This is a genomic window from Bacillus sp. Marseille-Q1617, from assembly GCF_903645295.1.
In the GTDB taxonomy this organism is placed as follows: domain Bacteria; phylum Bacillota; class Bacilli; order Bacillales; family Bacillaceae_B; genus Rossellomorea.
Genome location: NZ_CAHJXM010000003.1, coordinates 495,215 through 510,529 on the forward strand (window position 1 = coordinate 495,215; position 15,315 = coordinate 510,529).

Annotated in this window: 17 protein-coding genes; 16 read left to right on the forward strand and 1 reads right to left on the reverse strand. The window is 42.7% G+C overall.

Annotation, left to right across the window (positions count from 1 at the left end):
• Positions 1 to 20: 20 nt before the first annotated feature.
• Entirely contained in the window at positions 21 to 890 is an 870-nt protein-coding gene (locus tag HWX64_RS19765) for a YitT family protein (protein ID WP_175991221.1), read from the reverse strand.
• Between the two features lie 152 nt (positions 891 to 1,042).
• Here HWX64_RS19765 and HWX64_RS19770 point away from each other — a divergent pair, with 152 nt between their 5' ends.
• The 16 genes from HWX64_RS19770 (at position 1,043) to HWX64_RS19845 (ending at position 15,305) form a co-directional block, all read left to right on the forward strand.
• A complete protein-coding gene (locus HWX64_RS19770; RefSeq protein WP_175991222.1) occupies positions 1,043 to 1,399 on the forward strand; it encodes a nucleotide pyrophosphohydrolase in 357 nt (118 codons plus the stop codon).
• Positions 1,386 to 2,156 (forward strand): 4-hydroxy-tetrahydrodipicolinate reductase, encoded by a 771-nt coding sequence (dapB, locus tag HWX64_RS19775; protein ID WP_175991223.1) that lies wholly within the window; start codon positions 1,386 to 1,388, stop codon positions 2,154 to 2,156. Before HWX64_RS19770 ends, dapB begins: the two co-directional genes overlap by 14 nt.
• Positions 2,157 to 2,168: 12 nt before the next feature.
• Positions 2,169 to 2,576 carry a methylglyoxal synthase gene (mgsA, locus tag HWX64_RS19780; RefSeq protein ID WP_175991224.1) on the forward strand — a complete coding sequence of 136 codons (408 nt, stop codon included), beginning with the start codon at positions 2,169 to 2,171 and terminating at the stop codon, positions 2,574 to 2,576.
• Between the two features lie 10 nt (positions 2,577 to 2,586).
• Positions 2,587 to 3,282, forward strand: coding sequence for a bacillithiol biosynthesis deacetylase BshB1 (gene bshB1 / locus HWX64_RS19785; protein WP_175991612.1), 696 nt, complete (start codon positions 2,587 to 2,589; stop codon positions 3,280 to 3,282).
• Between the two features lie 3 nt (positions 3,283 to 3,285).
• Entirely contained in the window at positions 3,286 to 4,407 is a 1,122-nt protein-coding gene (gene bshA, locus HWX64_RS19790) for an N-acetyl-alpha-D-glucosaminyl L-malate synthase BshA (protein ID WP_175991225.1), read from the forward strand.
• 36 nt (positions 4,408 to 4,443) lie between these two features.
• Complete coding sequence (locus tag HWX64_RS19795) at positions 4,444 to 5,646, forward strand: CCA tRNA nucleotidyltransferase (protein WP_175991226.1); 1,203 nt, start codon at positions 4,444 to 4,446, stop codon at positions 5,644 to 5,646.
• Complete coding sequence (locus tag HWX64_RS19800; RefSeq protein WP_175991227.1) at positions 5,622 to 6,602, forward strand: biotin--[acetyl-CoA-carboxylase] ligase; 981 nt, start codon at positions 5,622 to 5,624, stop codon at positions 6,600 to 6,602. The genes HWX64_RS19795 and HWX64_RS19800 overlap by 25 nt, the downstream gene beginning before the upstream one ends.
• A gap of 327 nt (positions 6,603 to 6,929) precedes the next feature.
• Positions 6,930 to 7,769 (forward strand): 3-methyl-2-oxobutanoate hydroxymethyltransferase, encoded by an 840-nt coding sequence (gene panB, locus HWX64_RS19805; protein ID WP_175991228.1) that lies wholly within the window; start codon positions 6,930 to 6,932, stop codon positions 7,767 to 7,769.
• A gap of 5 nt (positions 7,770 to 7,774) precedes the next feature.
• Positions 7,775 to 8,644: a pantoate--beta-alanine ligase gene (gene panC, locus HWX64_RS19810; protein ID WP_254871250.1), complete on the forward strand. Its 870-nt coding sequence runs from the start codon at positions 7,775 to 7,777 to the stop codon at positions 8,642 to 8,644.
• The gene (panD, locus tag HWX64_RS19815) at positions 8,629 to 9,012 is read left to right on the forward strand and encodes an aspartate 1-decarboxylase (protein ID WP_175991230.1); all 384 of its coding nucleotides are present in this window, start codon (positions 8,629 to 8,631) and stop codon (positions 9,010 to 9,012) included. The genes panC and panD overlap by 16 nt, the downstream gene beginning before the upstream one ends.
• A gap of 156 nt (positions 9,013 to 9,168) precedes the next feature.
• Positions 9,169 to 9,390, forward strand: coding sequence for a hypothetical protein (locus tag HWX64_RS19820; RefSeq protein WP_175991231.1), 222 nt, complete (start codon positions 9,169 to 9,171; stop codon positions 9,388 to 9,390).
• Between the two features lie 74 nt (positions 9,391 to 9,464).
• Positions 9,465 to 12,257 carry an ATP-dependent DNA helicase DinG gene (gene dinG, locus HWX64_RS19825; RefSeq protein ID WP_175991232.1) on the forward strand — a complete coding sequence of 931 codons (2,793 nt, stop codon included), beginning with the start codon at positions 9,465 to 9,467 and terminating at the stop codon, positions 12,255 to 12,257.
• Positions 12,258 to 12,412: 155 nt separating this feature from the next.
• Positions 12,413 to 13,258: a hypothetical protein gene (locus tag HWX64_RS19830; protein ID WP_175991233.1), complete on the forward strand. Its 846-nt coding sequence runs from the start codon at positions 12,413 to 12,415 to the stop codon at positions 13,256 to 13,258.
• A gap of 176 nt (positions 13,259 to 13,434) precedes the next feature.
• On the forward strand, positions 13,435 to 13,605 hold the full coding sequence (locus HWX64_RS19835) for a YpmA family protein (RefSeq protein ID WP_175991234.1): 171 nt from the start codon (positions 13,435 to 13,437) through the stop codon (positions 13,603 to 13,605).
• An 11-nt stretch (positions 13,606 to 13,616) separates the two neighbouring features.
• The gene (locus HWX64_RS19840; RefSeq protein ID WP_175991235.1) at positions 13,617 to 14,093 is read left to right on the forward strand and encodes a DUF5590 domain-containing protein; all 477 of its coding nucleotides are present in this window, start codon (positions 13,617 to 13,619) and stop codon (positions 14,091 to 14,093) included.
• Between the two features lie 21 nt (positions 14,094 to 14,114).
• Positions 14,115 to 15,305 (forward strand): pyridoxal phosphate-dependent aminotransferase, encoded by a 1,191-nt coding sequence (locus HWX64_RS19845; protein ID WP_175991236.1) that lies wholly within the window; start codon positions 14,115 to 14,117, stop codon positions 15,303 to 15,305.
• Positions 15,306 to 15,315 lie beyond the last annotated feature (10 nt).

Genomic DNA, 15,315 nt, shown 5'->3' on the forward strand with positions numbered 1-15,315 from the left:
CCTGCTCGATGTACAAAGTGCTAGTCGTGAAGTGGATTTTTGTCTGCATCCAATGTGAACCCTTCCCCAAGTACGTCATGAACGACGGTAACAGAGACAAAGGCATGGGGGTCTACAGCTGTAATGATATTTTTAAGCCGCACGATTTCATTTTTGCCCACCACACAATAGAGTACTTCACGGTCCTGCTTTGTAAAGGAGCCGTGACCTCTTAAAACCGTAACCCCACGGTCCATTTTTTCATTAATCACACCAGCTATTTCTTCATGATGATCAGAAATGATCATAGCCCCGCGCGCAGAATAGGCACCCTCCTGCATGAAGTCTATGACTTTTGCAGCGACGAATACAGCCACTAGTGTGTACATTGCTTCTCTATATTCCAGGTAAGTGATAAGGGAGGCGATGATGACCACGGCATCGAACATAAACATCGTTTTCCCCATACTCCAGCCTATGTATTTATGAACTAATCTGGCGATAATATCAACACCGCCGGTCGTGCCTCCATATCTGAAAATGATCCCTAAACCGATTCCGATGAAGACACCTGCAAATAATGCTACAAGAAATAAGTCATCCTCAAGATGTATCTCCATTTGATATCGTTGAAAAATCCATAGGAATACAGATAAACTTACAGTCCCGATCACGGTGTAATAAAAAGCCTTCTTTCCAAGGAGCTTCCAACCGATAAAAAACAGAGGTAAATTGAGGGCAAGGTTAGAATAGGAAGGATCGATATTCAATAGGAAATAAAGAATCAAAGTAATACCCGTAAATCCGCCCTCGGCAAGCTCATTCTGCATATTGAAGTGAACAAGGCCAAAAGCAAAAATGGCTGAACCTAATAAGATAAAAAAGATGTTTTTCAAACGTAATTCAAGCATTGATGATGTCCCTCCTTTGTTGGGTGGTGTCTCGTTGACAGAGACATTATATAGGAAGAGTTTTAAAGTGGCAATCCTTAAACGTAATATTTGTAAATGTGATAAGATTTAGCTAACATGATAAAAGATGATGAAGGAGTGTGTCTTTCAAGATGGCGAACAAAAAATCAATGGATCAATTGCAATCTGAAGTTGATCAATACATAAGTCAATTCAAAGAAGGCTATTTCAGCCCGTTGGCGATGATGGCCAGATTAACTGAAGAGCTGGGAGAACTTGCAAGGGAAATTAACCATTATTATGGTGAAAAGCCCAAGAAACATACAGAAAAAGAAAAAACGGTGGAAGAAGAACTTGGCGATGTTTTATTTGTTCTCATCTGCCTTGCTAATTCTCTGGATATCAGTCTGGAAGAAGCTCATAAGCGGGTGATGCATAAGTTCTCTACTCGCGATAAAGATCGTTGGACAAGAAAAGAAGAAGGAGATGAAGGATATGGAACAAATTAAGGTCGCCATTGCAGGCCCAAGGGGGAGAATGGGGAAGGAAGCGGTTGAACTCGTTCAACATACCTCGCATTTCACGTTGATTAGTGTGATTGACCATAAAGGGGAGGCAAATCTTGACGTTCCTGTTTATAAAGAAATAGCAGAATGCTTCCGGGCGGAAACACCACATGTCCTGATCGATCTAACCACGCCGGAAGTCGGTTACCTGCATACGAAAACGGCCCTGGAATACGGTGTAAGACCGGTTGTCGGGACCACAGGCTTTACGGCAGAGGAACTGAATGAACTAAAGGAGCTTGCGGAATCAAAGAAGTTGGGCTGCATCATTGCGCCAAATTTTGCCATTGGAGCGGTTTTGATGATGAAGTTTTCGCAGATGGCCGCAAAATACTTTGATGACATTGAAATCATTGAACTCCATCATGATCAAAAACTCGATGCTCCCTCGGGGACAGCGGTAAAAACAGCTGAGATGATTAAAGAAGTAAGGGAAGCGAAGACACAGGGACACCCTAATGAAAAAGAAACCCTAACTGGTGCAAGGGGAGCCAATATTGACGGTATGCATATCCATAGTGTCAGACTGCCCGGTTTAATTGCCCATCAACAGGTAATGTTCGGTGCTGAAGGACAGACCCTGACCGTGCGTCATGATTCATATAATAGAGCAAGCTTCATGTCTGGAGTAAAGGTATCAGTCGATACGGTCATGTCTCTCGATACTTTAGTGTATGGACTGGAAAATATTTTGGATTAGAGGGTGAAGCTCATGAATATCGCTTTGATTGCTCATGATAAAAAAAAGGATGACTTAATCCGCTTCGTTTTGGCATATAAACCGGTTATTGAGAAGCATTCTCTCTTTGCTACAGGTACTACAGGAAAGAGAATTTCCGAAGAAACCGGATTATCCGTTCATCGTTTCCGCTCAGGACCGTTAGGAGGAGATCAGGAAATCGGGGCATATATAGCCAATGACAAAATGGATCTTGTCCTGTTTTTCAGAGATCCGTTAACAGCACAGCCTCACGAGCCTGATGTTTCAGCCCTGATTAGACTGTGTGACGTATATTCTGTCCCGCTGGCGACTAATATGGGAACAGCAGAAGTATTGGTGAAAGGGCTGGAAAGAGGAGATATAGAGTGGAGAGGCGTAAAGAAAGAAAGGGAGGATTAAAGTGGCAGAAATGCAAGTAGATATCCTTGCCTTTGGTGCACATGCCGACGATGTTGAAATCGGCATGGGAGGGACACTGGCTAAATATGCAGAAGCCGGAAAGAAGATTGTCATATGCGACCTGACCCAAGCGGAACTTTCATCCAACGGTTCAGTATCCATAAGGAAACGTGAAGCAATGGATGCGGCCAGGCTTCTTGGGGTAATGGAGAGAGTGACACTTGATATACCGGACCGGGGTGTCACCCTCACAGATGAAAATATTTCAAAAGTGGTGGAAGTCATTAGAAAATTCAAGCCGAAAGCTGTATTTGCGCCATTTGAGCAGGACCGTCATCCTGATCACGGAAATGCATCACGGTTAGTGAAAGAGGCTTATTTTTCTTCGGGTATTAGAAAATTCAATCCTGCAACAACTGTCCATAAACCGGCCAATCTTTATTTTTATATCATTAATGGTTTTCACCGACCTCATTTTGTCGTAAATATTGAACATCATATAGAAGCGAAGCTGCATAGCTTGCGCGCATATGAAAGTCAGTTTAATAAAGGTAAAGACGGTGTATCCACACCTCTGACCGTTGATTACATAGAAGCAGTTGAAGCAAGGGAAAGAATGATGGGAAAAGACGCAGGATTACGTTACGCTGAAGGGTTCTTCTCCTATAACACGCTCATTCTGCATCAAGACTTGTTAGGAGAATAACAAATGAAATTAAGAATAGGAATCACATGCTACCCTACAGTTGGAGGGTCTGGAGTTGTAGCCACAGAACTAGGGAAACTGCTGGCTGAAAAAGGACATGAAATTCATTTCATAACATCCAGCATCCCGTTCAGGATAAACAAAATGTATCATAATATTTATTTTCATCAGGTGGAAGTCAATCAATATTCAGTATTTCAATATCCCCCATACGATATTGCTCTTGCAAATAAAATGGCTGAAATTATCAATCGCGAGAAGTTGGATATCCTGCACGTACATTATGCCATTCCCCATGCAGTATGTGCCATATTAGGAAAGCAGATGGCGGATAGAGATGTGAAGATCGTGACTACGCTTCATGGAACGGACATAACCGTTCTTGGCTATGATCCGTCCCTGACCGGAGCAATCCGGTTTGGCATTGAAAAATCTGATGTCGTAACAGCTGTCTCAAACGCACTTGTTGATCAGACTCATGAGTTGATCCGCCCTGATAAGGAGATAAAGACGGTATACAACTTTATCGACGAAAGAGTATATCGCCATATCGATTCAAGTCATTTGCGTAAAGAATACGGCATTGACGCAGACGAAAAAGTCGTCATTCACGTCTCTAATTTCCGGGGAGTGAAAAGAGTGAAGGATGTTGTTTCTTCTTTCAACCTGATACGAAAAGAGATTCCGGCAAAGCTGCTTTTGGTAGGCGATGGTCCCGAAATGACCGTCGTGTGCAGACAGGTGAAAGAATTAGGCCTGAAGGACAGGGTATTGTTTCTTGGGAAACAGGATAATCTTGAAGAACTTTATTCGATAAGCGACTTGAAATTACTTCTTTCAGAGAAAGAAAGCTTCGGGTTGGTTGCCCTTGAAGCCATGGCTTGCGGAGTTCCGGCTATAGGCACTGATGTTGGCGGAATACCTGAAGTGATCGATGACGGCTTCAATGGCTACATTTGCAAGGTTGGAGATGTGGATACTGTTGCTTCCCGAGCGATTCATTTACTAAACGATGAGAAGCTCCACGGTACCCTTTCAGCGAATGCCCTCGAAACAGCCAGGACGAAATTCCATTCAAAAAAAATTCTAGAGCAATATGAACTCATTTACAAAGAATTAATCTAAGTCAGTCACATGGTTTTAGAAAAGAGGGTGATTAAAATGTTGCCAACGATCTTCCAGGAAGCGATTCCTCTTTTAAAAAGAATTGAACAAGCGGGGTTCCAAGCCTATTTCGTTGGTGGTTCTGTAAGGGATTACCTTCTCGGAAGACCTATTAATGATGTGGATATAGCAACTTCGGCTTACCCTGAAGAAATAAAACATATTTTCCCCCGTACAGCCGATATAGGGATCGAGCATGGAACCGTATTGGTCATTGAAAACGGCGGGGAATATGAAATCACCACCTTCAGGACCGAATCAGGGTATGGCGATTTCAGGCGCCCTGACAAAGTGGAATTCATTCGTTCTTTAGAAGGGGATCTCATGAGGCGGGATTTCACCATGAACAGTCTAGCAATGGATGCAGAAGGGTTGATCTATGATCCATTTGAAGGACAGGAAGATATCAATAGGAAGATCATCAGGACAGTGGGGAAAGCCGCAGATCGTTTTTCAGAGGATGCATTAAGGATGCTGAGGGGGGTCAGGTTTGTCAGTCAGCTGGGATTTGAGGTTGAAACGGAGACTCTGGACGCACTGAAATCCTATTCAGGGCTCCTGTCCCATATTGCAGTCGAACGAAAAACGATGGAATTCGAGAAGATGATAGGCGGGGATTTCAGGGGAAAGGCTTTGCATCTCTTACTGCAAACCTCATTATTTGAACAACTCCCGGGGCTGGCCGGACAGAAAGAAGCGATTCAGGAAATGGCCGGCCTTCCTGCTTTGAAACGTTTGAATACTGAACAAATATGGCTCCTCTTCCTAACCTGCATAGATGAAAGTCCAGCGGATTTCTTGAAATCGTGGAAACTGCCTTCAAAGATGATCAAGGAACGGACGAAAGAAAAGCAGATTCTCTCCAGCCGGACAAATGATGGCTGGACAAGAGAACTGCTATTCCAAGCTGGTTTAGAAAGAGCGATCAACGTGGAAAAAGTATATAACTGCATTCATTCTGCTGCATCTTTATCAATGGCAGAATTAGAGGAGCAATATAACGCTCTGCCCATTAAGAACCGCAGCGAATTAATGGTGACAGGAAAGGACCTGATGAAGTGGACCGGGCAGAAAGGCGGACCTTGGGTGAAAAATACTCTTGAGAGTATCGAAAAGGCCGTTTTATATGAGGAAATAAGTAATGATCATGAAACGATAAGGAGGTGGCTGGAAACATGCAATCGATCAGAAAAAAACTGATTCAGGCATTTTCAGAATCCAATGGTGAATTTTTATCAGGACAGGCACTCGCAGATATTGCCGGATGTTCCCGTACAGCAATTTGGAAGCATATCGAGGAACTGAGGAAAGAAGGTTTTAAATTGGAGGCCGTCCGCAAAAAAGGCTATCGAATCATCGATACACCAGACAGTGTGACAGAAAATAAAATACGCCTGGGTTTACAGACTTCAACGTTGGGTCAAGTCATTCATTATGAGGCATCAGTACCAAGCACTCAAAAGATTGCCCATGACTTAGCGGGAAATGGAGCCGTTGAAGGAACCCTTGTCATTGCAGACGAACAGACTGCGGGAAGAGGGAGGCTTATGCGGGAATGGCATTCTTCCTCTGGAAGCGGCATTTGGATGAGTTTAATATTGAAACCTCTCCTCCCGCCGCAAAAAGCACCGCAATTCACATTGATCACAGCAGTGGCGGTTGTCCAGGCAATCGAGGAAGTGACAGAGCTGCAGCCTCAGATCAAGTGGCCGAATGATATCTTGATAAATGGAAAGAAAGTGACTGGAATCCTGACAGAATTACAAGCGGAATCGGATAAAATCAATTCCATCATCATCGGAATCGGAATGAATGTGAATCATACGATTGATCATTTCCCTGATGAAATCCGCTCCATTGCTACTTCGCTTGCAATCGAACATGGTGCACAGCTGTCGAGGGCGAAAGTCGTCCAGACAATATTAGAAAGAATGGAGTCACTCTATTCCCTTTATATGAAAGAAGGGTTCACTCCTATCAAACTTCTGTGGGAAAGCTATGCTGTTTCCATAGGAAAAAGAATAAGGGCGCGTACCATCAATGGAACCATTGAAGGGACAGCGTTGGGAATTACAGCAGATGGAGTATTGAAGATTGAAGATCATGCGGGTATCGTGCATCAAATCTATTCCGCAGATATCGAAGTGAATATCTAATGAGTACAAGCGAGATGTGAAGTGAAGTCAGTTCTTTATTCCATCTCGTTTTTTTTATGGTATAATTTTGAGTGGGCAGTATCATAAGAACTGCACCTAACCAGCAGCAAATCGTGAATACTTAATAATCTGCCTTGATCCACATTGGACTGGGACAGAGGGTCGAAACATCAATATTTAGACACTTGGGATCCTTCTGTCATTTTTCAGAAGGTTTTTTTATTAGGCTCTTTTCGATCATTCCTTAGAAAACAGCCTTTTACCATTTTGTAAGTGCTTGCATTTTTTGTTTCGTCACCTCTGACTGAAAAGAAGGAGGAAAAATATATGAAACAGACGACTGATTTTTTAAGAATGAAGAAGGAATCGGAGAAGATAACGATGCTTACAGCCTACGATTATCCGAGTGCCAAGTTAGCTCAAGAAGCCGGGATTGATTTGATATTAGTCGGTGATTCTCTCGGCATGGTCGTATTGGGCTATGATTCGACTGTTCCTGTGACGGTTGAAGATATGATTCATCACACGAAAGCAGCCAAAAGAGGTGCACCCCATACGTTCGTCGTTACCGACATGCCTTTTATGACCTATCATCTTTCAAGGGATGAGACATTAAAAACGGCAGCAAGGATCATGCAGGAAAGCGGTGCAAATGCGGTAAAAGTGGAAGGGGCCGGACTTGTGATCGAACGAATACAATCGATGACGGGCGCTGGTATACCGGTGATGGCTCATTTAGGGTTGACTCCGCAGTCAGTTGGCGTTCTGGGAGGTTACAAGGTACAGGGGAAGACGGCTCATTCAGCGCAAACGCTCCTTGAGGATGCGATAAAGTGTGAAGAGGCCGGGGCATTTTCCATCGTACTCGAATGTGTACCCAAACAATTGGCTAAAGAGGTTTCGGAAGCTGTGAACATCCCTGTAATCGGAATAGGGGCAGGCAATGAAACGGATGGCCAGGTCCTTGTCTTCCATGACCTTGTCACTTACGGAGTCGGCAGGGTGCCGAAGTTTGTCAAACAATACAGCAATATTTCTGATACTGTCACAGCAAGTATCGTGAACTATATAGAAGATGTAAAGAGTGGAAGTTTCCCAGAAGAGAAGCACTCTTTTACTATGAGGGAAGAAGAATTACAAATGCTTTATGGAGGAAGTAAAAAGTGAAAATCATATCGAACCTGCATACACTCCGTGAGGAAATCCATCATCATAAACGATCAAATGACTCAATAGGATTCGTCCCGACGATGGGATACCTCCATGAAGGACACCTCACTCTTGTAGAGAAAGCAAGAAAACACAATGATATCGTTGTTATGAGTATCTTCGTGAACCCCTTGCAATTCGGTCCGAATGAAGATTTCGATCGTTATCCGAGAGACATTGAGCGTGACCGGAAACTTGCAGAAAATAGTGGGGTTGACATCTTGTTCATGCCGGATGCTGAAGATATGTATCCTGGAACGTTATCTACCACGATGAATGTAACGGCGCGTGTGGATGTGCTTTGCGGAAAGAAACGGGAGGGCCACTTTGACGGCGTTGTCACCGTATTGACAAAGCTCTTTCACTTAGTGCAGCCGGATAGGGCGTATTTCGGACTGAAGGATGCCCAGCAGATAGCAGTGGTCGAGGGTCTCGTTGAGGATTATTTCTTTCCTGTGGAAATTGTAAGGGTGCCCACTGTCAGGGAGGAAGACGGATTGGCAAAAAGTTCACGGAATGTCTACTTATCCGAAAAAGAAAGAAACGAAGCGCCTGCTCTTTATAAGAGTCTGCAAGAAGCGAAGAATATGATTGAATCACGTGAAATGGACAGGGATTCCATCATTTCAGAGGTCATGGAGTTCATTCATAGCAGGACATCAGGAAGAGTCGAGTATGTGGAGGTTCATTCATTTCCGACGCTGGCCCCTTTAGAAAGATTAACAGGCGAGATCATCGTTGCAATCGCAGTAAAATTCCAAAAAGCAAGATTAATCGACAATATAATCATTTCATTGGACAAAAAGGAGAAATCAGCATGTTTAGAACAATGATGAATGGTAAGATTCACAGAGCCCGCGTGACAGAGGCAAACCTGGATTATGTAGGGAGTATCACAATCGATCAGGATATCCTGGACCGAGTGGACATGATGGCTAATGAAAAAGTACAAATCGTCAATAACAATAATGGAGCAAGACTCGAGACTTATATCATACCAGGGGAAAGAGGGAGCGGTGTCATTTGCCTGAACGGCGCCGCAGCAAGACTCGTCCAAAAAGGGGACGTAGTCATCATCATCTCGTATAAACTGGTCGCAGAGGAAAAGGTAAGCAGTCATGTACCGAAAGTGGCCATCATGAATGAACACAACCAAATCATGGAAATGCTCGGAACCGAGCCGGAAGCGACGATCTATTAATATGGAAGAACGACTCATTATTTTGTGGGTCGTTCTTTTTTAGTTGTCTTCATATGGAAAACAAAAAGTGGCAGGTGAAAGGAACATTTTAAGGGTAAGAACACTTATCAGACACAGCCTTATTAAAATATAACTTTGTTTTGCTGGTCCCAGCTGTTGATTGGAGTGCAAGACGCAGACTCCTGCGGGAGAAGCGAGACAGGTGAGACCCCGCAGGAGCGGATTGCGACGAGGAGGCTCACCGGCCGCCCGCGGAAAGCGAAGTCTTGCACGGAAATCAACAGCGTTATTGAGCTGGCAGATTTCATGTTAAAAATTATCTGGCTGGCTGCAGAAGTTCAATTGTCATTCATTGAGTTTATGAGCCTTCTAAATTGAATTATGGTACACTTATTTAGAAATCATATTGTATAAGCGAATAAGACGGATATATATAAAGGCAGTGAGAATAAATGTTACCATTCAAATTAATTGTTGTGGATTTGGAAACAACAGGGACTTCTCCTAGAAAAGGAGAAAAAATCATACAAATTTCAGCAGTCATCATCGAGAACGGAGAGATTGTCGATCAATTCACATCATTCGTTTCTCCGGGCAAGCCCATCCCTCCTTTCATTGAAGAACTGACGGGAATAAATGATGAGATGGTCAAGGATGCTCCGGAATTCCATGAGATTGCTCCTAAAATACTTGAATTATTGGATAACGGCGTGTTTGTAGCACACAATGTAACGTTCGATCTTTCATTCTTACAGGCGGAGCTGGAAGAAGCAGGATACAATACATTCAAGGGTCCTGCTTTCGATACGGTTGAATTAGCCAAAATAGCGATGCCTTCTGCAGACAGCTTTAAGCTGACTGAACTTTCAAATTCACTGTCATTGAGCCATGTCAGACCTCATCAGGCAGATAGCGATGCCTATGTAACTGCAGAGCTTCTGCTTCATTTTATCAATACGCTTGAGGTGCTGCCGCTCGTTACCCTGGAGAAGCTTCAAGCTCTCTCAGGCTACCTAAAGAGTGACTTATCTTTACTGTTTGATGAAATCGTCGCTCAAAAACAAAGGCATGTGGAAGACCTTTCAATGGACCTTGAGGTATACAGAGGGATAGCACTCCTTAAGAAAAATGATCTTGAGCCAGCTCTGTCCATGTCTGATGAAATCGACTTGGAAATCTCCAAATATCTTGAAATGCATATTCCTTCATACGAGAAAAGAGAAGCACAAATTCAGATGATGAATGAAGTAAGCGATTCATTTCTGGAAAACAGGCATCTGGTGGTGGAAGCCGGTACAGGTGTCGGTAAATCACTGGGATACTTATGGCCTTCGCTGCAATTCGCTAAGCAGCACGGTGAAAGAGTGGTGGTCAGCACTTTTACTACACAGCTGCAGGAACAATTATTGCAAAAGGAAATCAAGCTGCTTGAAAAAATCTGCCCGGCCTCATTTCAGACAGTGTTGTTAAAAGGGAAAAATCATTACATAAACTTATTTAAATTTGAGCAGTCCCTGCGGGAAACAGATCCCCAATATGACGTCGTATTGACGAAAATGCAAATCTTAGTATGGCTGACCAGAACAAAAACAGGAGATATAGACGAACTGAACCTTACTTCAGGCGGGCAATTGTTTTGGAACCGGCTCCGGCATGATGGATGGCACCTGCCTCACAGCAAAGATCCATGGGTATCAAAGGATTTCTATTTACATGCAAGGAAACGTGCTCAATCTGCTGACATCATCATAACCAACCATTCTATGCTGCTTTCAGACCTCATCAATAAGGGAAGCTTAATCCCTTCCTTCGACTACTTAGTCATTGATGAAGCCCATCACCTGGAAAAGTCCGCAAGGCAGCACTTGGGAATTGTATTAGACTATCTGTCCATAAAATTCACGACTTCCCAACTGGGGACTCTTGAACAAAAGCAGCTGTATGATCGCTTGTACGGGCTCATGACTACGTATGATATTGAAGGAACTCTTCATTCTTTTGAACTGGATACTCATATCCATCAATTTTATATCGACATGGAAGAGGCGATATCCGTTCTTTCCAATGTGTTCTTTAAACATGCGAAAAAAAGAACGGGAGCCCAGAAGATTCAGCTTAGAATATCAGATGAGATGAAAAATAGCAGAAGCTGGCAGCCTGTTCAAATGGCAATGGAGAGAGTCATTTCAGTCATGAAGATGATAGATAAGGAATTTCAAGATATTCTTGATACAATTAAATCAAAAAAGCTGAAGCTTAAAGACAGTGAAAAAGCGCTCGTAGAAGAATTCTACAGCTTTCTGGTTGAGTGGAATGAATTATGTCAAGCGTTCCGGACAGTGTTTCTCAAGGAGATGACCGATTATGTCCTTTGGCTGGATGGGGATACCCGCTCATTGCCAAATAGTCTGGTCATTCAGGCACAGCCGGTAGCTGTGGCGCAAAATTTAAAAAAGGACCTATTCTCAAATAAGAAGAGTGTTGTCCTTACGTCCGCAACGCTGACGGTGAGTGATTCCTTCAAATATTTCTTGAACGAGATCGGCTTATCAGGCGATGAAATGAAAGAGCTTCAGCTTTCTTCTCCTTTTGATTATGCTCAAGCGGCCACGTTATTCATCCCTAATGACGTGCCTGAAATTCAGCAAGTATCGAATGAGGAGTATATAGAATCAATCAGTTCTCACTTGATTGGAGTGGCTCAGGCCACTAAAGGAAGAATGCTTATCTTATTCACTTCATACGACATGCTGAGAAAAACCTATGAATTGATGAAAGAAAGCGGACTGCTCGAAGATTATGTTCTGATGGCGCAGGGAATCACTTCGGGCAGCCGGACGAGATTGACGAAGAACTTTCAACGCTTTGATAAAGCCATCCTGTTTGGAACGAGCAGTTTCTGGGAAGGCGTGGATATCCCAGGGGAAGACTTGTCGTGTCTTGCCTTAGTTCGATTACCATTTTCCCCGCCAGACGAACCGGTGACTCAAGCTAAATCTGAAGTTCTGAAAGCACAAGGGAAAAACCCTTTTTCAAGTCATTCATTACCGGAAGCGATAATCCGTTTCAAACAAGGTGTAGGAAGGTTGATAAGAAGAAGCAGTGACCGAGGCATCGTGATCGTCTATGACCGCAGAATTAAGACAACCCGTTACGGCAATGCTTTCATACAATCGATCCCTTCCATGAAAGTCAAAGAAGGGGACCTATACGATTTGATTGAGTGGATAGAAGATTGGCTGTAGAAATCCCTGAGACGAACCAGGCTATGCAAAAAATGCATAACTGCCGGTTCGTCTTCTTTCATATTCCATGTGTTGAGATGCTCGTAAGCGAGTGCTGTTTATTTTTCATTCTTTAACACAAGATAAAGGATAGATGAAAACTGGAGGCATGGAATATGAGAGTGGTAATATGCGCTTTGCTGCTGTTTAATTTTGTTATACCGGCTAGTTACGGGGTAAAGGTGCCTGAATTAGACTTGAATCTAGGACAAAATGAATACGCCATCAGCTTTTTGCCTCTAAAGAACGGCGAGGTTGCAGTTCTTCATTTACCTTCAGGTGAGAATTTTCTGATCAACACGGGACCGCTTACTCAACTAAAAGAACTTCATTATTATTTGAATCAAATAAATATCAAAGAAATAAAAGCCATAATCCTTACAGAAAAATCAGAGATATTTAGTGATGCGCTATTGGAACTGGAAAAGAAATATTCGATTAATGAGCTCATAGCCGGGGCTTCATTTTCCGGCATCCTTATAAACAGTAAAGCTTCCGCGGTACAGAGCTTGAAAGAAGGGGACGTATATCCTTTGTCCTCAGAACTGGCACTCGAAGTGATCCATGAAGGAAATGAAAAACAGGAGGGTTTGGATTTTTCGCTTACTTTTTTCCAGCACCGTTTTCTATGGCTGAGCTCACAATCAAAGCATGCTGAAGATGTTTTCATGGAGAAGCCTTTAAAGAATGTGAACATCGTCAAAATCCCTCTCCATTCAAGGACTGAGTGTATCTCAGATCCTCTGATCAAGCATATTGATCCGCAGACTGCCCTACTCTACCGCTCAAAAGAGAAATTATTAAATGGTGACTTGCTTGAAGCGATAAATGAAGCTTGGATCGACCTATACTTAACAGGGCAGCATGGACTGATCACGATAAAGTTCAACAAACATAATTATGAAGTACTCACATTCGAACAAGATGACGGGGCATTTAATGAACAATCCGAAAAAGGCTGACTCAATTGTCAGCCTCCAATTTTTAATCAGAATTAATGGTAAAGTTTTTTAAGTTTCTGCCTACCATAACCATAGAGAATGTTGTTATAATGTGTTTAGTGTTTCTTATGATCATGAAACCACCTGCGTACCATAGCATCATTGTAAACAGTCATATGGCAAAGGAGGAAGCTGCATTGGAGAGTAAAATTGAGATTCTTTCCACGGTTCGAATTTCTTATACAGATGATTTATATAAAATAGTGGATACATTGAATAGAACATTAAAAAAAGATGATTACATGTTTGGTTTAGCCCTGGATCCCGAGGATCAAAGTCAGGCTGTACTGACCATATATCGTACATAAAGAGGTTCAATATGAAAAAGTGGATTACAATCATTTTAGTGGCGGCTGTCATTGTGACTGGTACAGCTTCCGTACTTCTTTACAAGAGTGCAAGAGGACCGGTAGAGAAAGAGTTTGACCAAGCCTCCAAACGTGTACTTGATGAGACACCTATAAGAACAATTGAGAAGGCAAGCATCTACCACGGTGCGAAATCTTATACAGTCATCACAGGCAAGGATGATCAAAACGAAAAAGTGGTTGCCTTTGTGCCTGAAAAAAAAGAAGAAATAATCGTGAAAAAATGGGCTGATGGTATTTCGAAAGAGCAAGCAATTAATAAACTAAATGATGAAAAGCAGCCCGAGGAAATATTATCTGTGAGATTAGGGCATGAATCAGTAGGTCCTGTATGGGAAATCACCTACTTGGATAAGCAGAAAAATTTAAACTATTTTTATCTTCTTTTCTCCAATGGGGAATGGTGGAAGAAAATTGAAAACCTATAAGTTACTAGGAGGAACAAATCGATGAATTTATCTTTAGCCAAAAGAGTGAGTGCATTAACACCTTCTACAACCTTGGCAATCACAGCAAAAGCAAAGGAAATGAAAGCACAAGGTATCGATGTAATCGGTTTGGGAGCGGGAGAACCGGACTTTAATACTCCGCAGCATATTATCCAGGCAGCATATGATTCACTGATTGAAGGGCACACAAAATATACCCCTTCGGGCGGTACTGCCCAGCTGAAAGACGCTGTCATCAATAAATTCAAGCAAGATCAGAACCTTACTTATAAACCTTCTGAAATCATCGTCACAAGTGGAGCGAAGCATGCTCTTTACACCTTATTTCAAGTGTTATTGAACGACGGGGATGAAGTGATCATTCCGACACCATATTGGGTCAGCTACCCTGAACAGGTAAAGCTCGCCGGCGGAAACCCAGTAATTGTGGAAGGCAAGCAGGAGAACTCATATAAAATAACACCTGAGCAATTGTCAGAATCCATTACAGAAAAAACAAAAGCTGTCATCATCAATTCTCCAAGCAATCCAACCGGCATGATCTATTCTTCCGATGAATTGAAGGCAATCGGCCAAGTGTGTTTGGAAAAGAATATCCTGATTGTATCCGATGAAATATACGAAAAGCTTGTCTATGATGGAAACGGACATACTTCCATTGCAGAAATTTCCGATGAGCTGAAGGAACAGACAATCATCATCAATGGTGTCTCAAAATCCCATTCGATGACTGGCTGGAGAATCGGGTATGCTGCAGGTAATGAAACGATCATCAAAGCCATGACGAACCTGGCAAGCCATTCAACATCAAACCCTACCACCACATCCCAATACGGTGCAGTAGCAGCGTACATGGGGGATCAGCAGCCCGTAGAAGAAATGAGAAAATCATTCGAGGAACGTTTGAATATTGTCTTCAGTAAATTAAACAATATACCAGGTTTTGATTGCATCAAGCCTCAAGGTGCTTTTTACCTGTTCCCGAATGTGAAAGAAGCTGCCCGGTTGACAGGTTATGAAAGTGTTGACATCTTCGTTCAAGCCCTTTTAGAGGAAGCAAAAGTTGCCGTAATCCCTGGATCGGGATTCGGTTCAGAAGATAATATCCGCCTATCCTATGCAACCAGCCTTGAATCCATGGAGCAGGCAATTGAAAGAATGCATGAATTCGTTGTAAAGAAAAGTCAATAACACATCTGGG

What these genes read in the sequence shown, in the direction of transcription:
- HWX64_RS19765 (WP_175991221.1), bottom strand. Translation starts at nt 890, where the DNA reads ATGCTTGAATTACGTTTGAAAAACATCTTTTTTATCTTATTAGGTTCA.
- HWX64_RS19770 (WP_175991222.1), top strand. Translation starts at nt 1,043, where the DNA reads ATGGCGAACAAAAAATCAATGGATCAATTGCAATCTGAAGTTGATCAA.
- dapB (WP_175991223.1), top strand. Translation starts at nt 1,386, where the DNA reads ATGGAACAAATTAAGGTCGCCATTGCAGGCCCAAGGGGGAGAATGGGG.
- mgsA (WP_175991224.1), top strand. Translation starts at nt 2,169, where the DNA reads ATGAATATCGCTTTGATTGCTCATGATAAAAAAAAGGATGACTTAATC.
- bshB1 (WP_175991612.1), top strand. Translation starts at nt 2,587, where the DNA reads ATGCAAGTAGATATCCTTGCCTTTGGTGCACATGCCGACGATGTTGAA.
- bshA (WP_175991225.1), top strand. Translation starts at nt 3,286, where the DNA reads ATGAAATTAAGAATAGGAATCACATGCTACCCTACAGTTGGAGGGTCT.
- HWX64_RS19795 (WP_175991226.1), top strand. Translation starts at nt 4,444, where the DNA reads ATGTTGCCAACGATCTTCCAGGAAGCGATTCCTCTTTTAAAAAGAATT.
- HWX64_RS19800 (WP_175991227.1), top strand. Translation starts at nt 5,622, where the DNA reads ATGCAATCGATCAGAAAAAAACTGATTCAGGCATTTTCAGAATCCAAT.
- panB (WP_175991228.1), top strand. Translation starts at nt 6,930, where the DNA reads ATGAAACAGACGACTGATTTTTTAAGAATGAAGAAGGAATCGGAGAAG.
- panD (WP_175991230.1), top strand. Translation starts at nt 8,629, where the DNA reads ATGTTTAGAACAATGATGAATGGTAAGATTCACAGAGCCCGCGTGACA.
- dinG (WP_175991232.1), top strand. Translation starts at nt 9,465, where the DNA reads ATGTTACCATTCAAATTAATTGTTGTGGATTTGGAAACAACAGGGACT.
- HWX64_RS19830 (WP_175991233.1), top strand. Translation starts at nt 12,413, where the DNA reads ATGAGAGTGGTAATATGCGCTTTGCTGCTGTTTAATTTTGTTATACCG.
- HWX64_RS19840 (WP_175991235.1), top strand. Translation starts at nt 13,617, where the DNA reads ATGAAAAAGTGGATTACAATCATTTTAGTGGCGGCTGTCATTGTGACT.
- HWX64_RS19845 (WP_175991236.1), top strand. Translation starts at nt 14,115, where the DNA reads ATGAATTTATCTTTAGCCAAAAGAGTGAGTGCATTAACACCTTCTACA.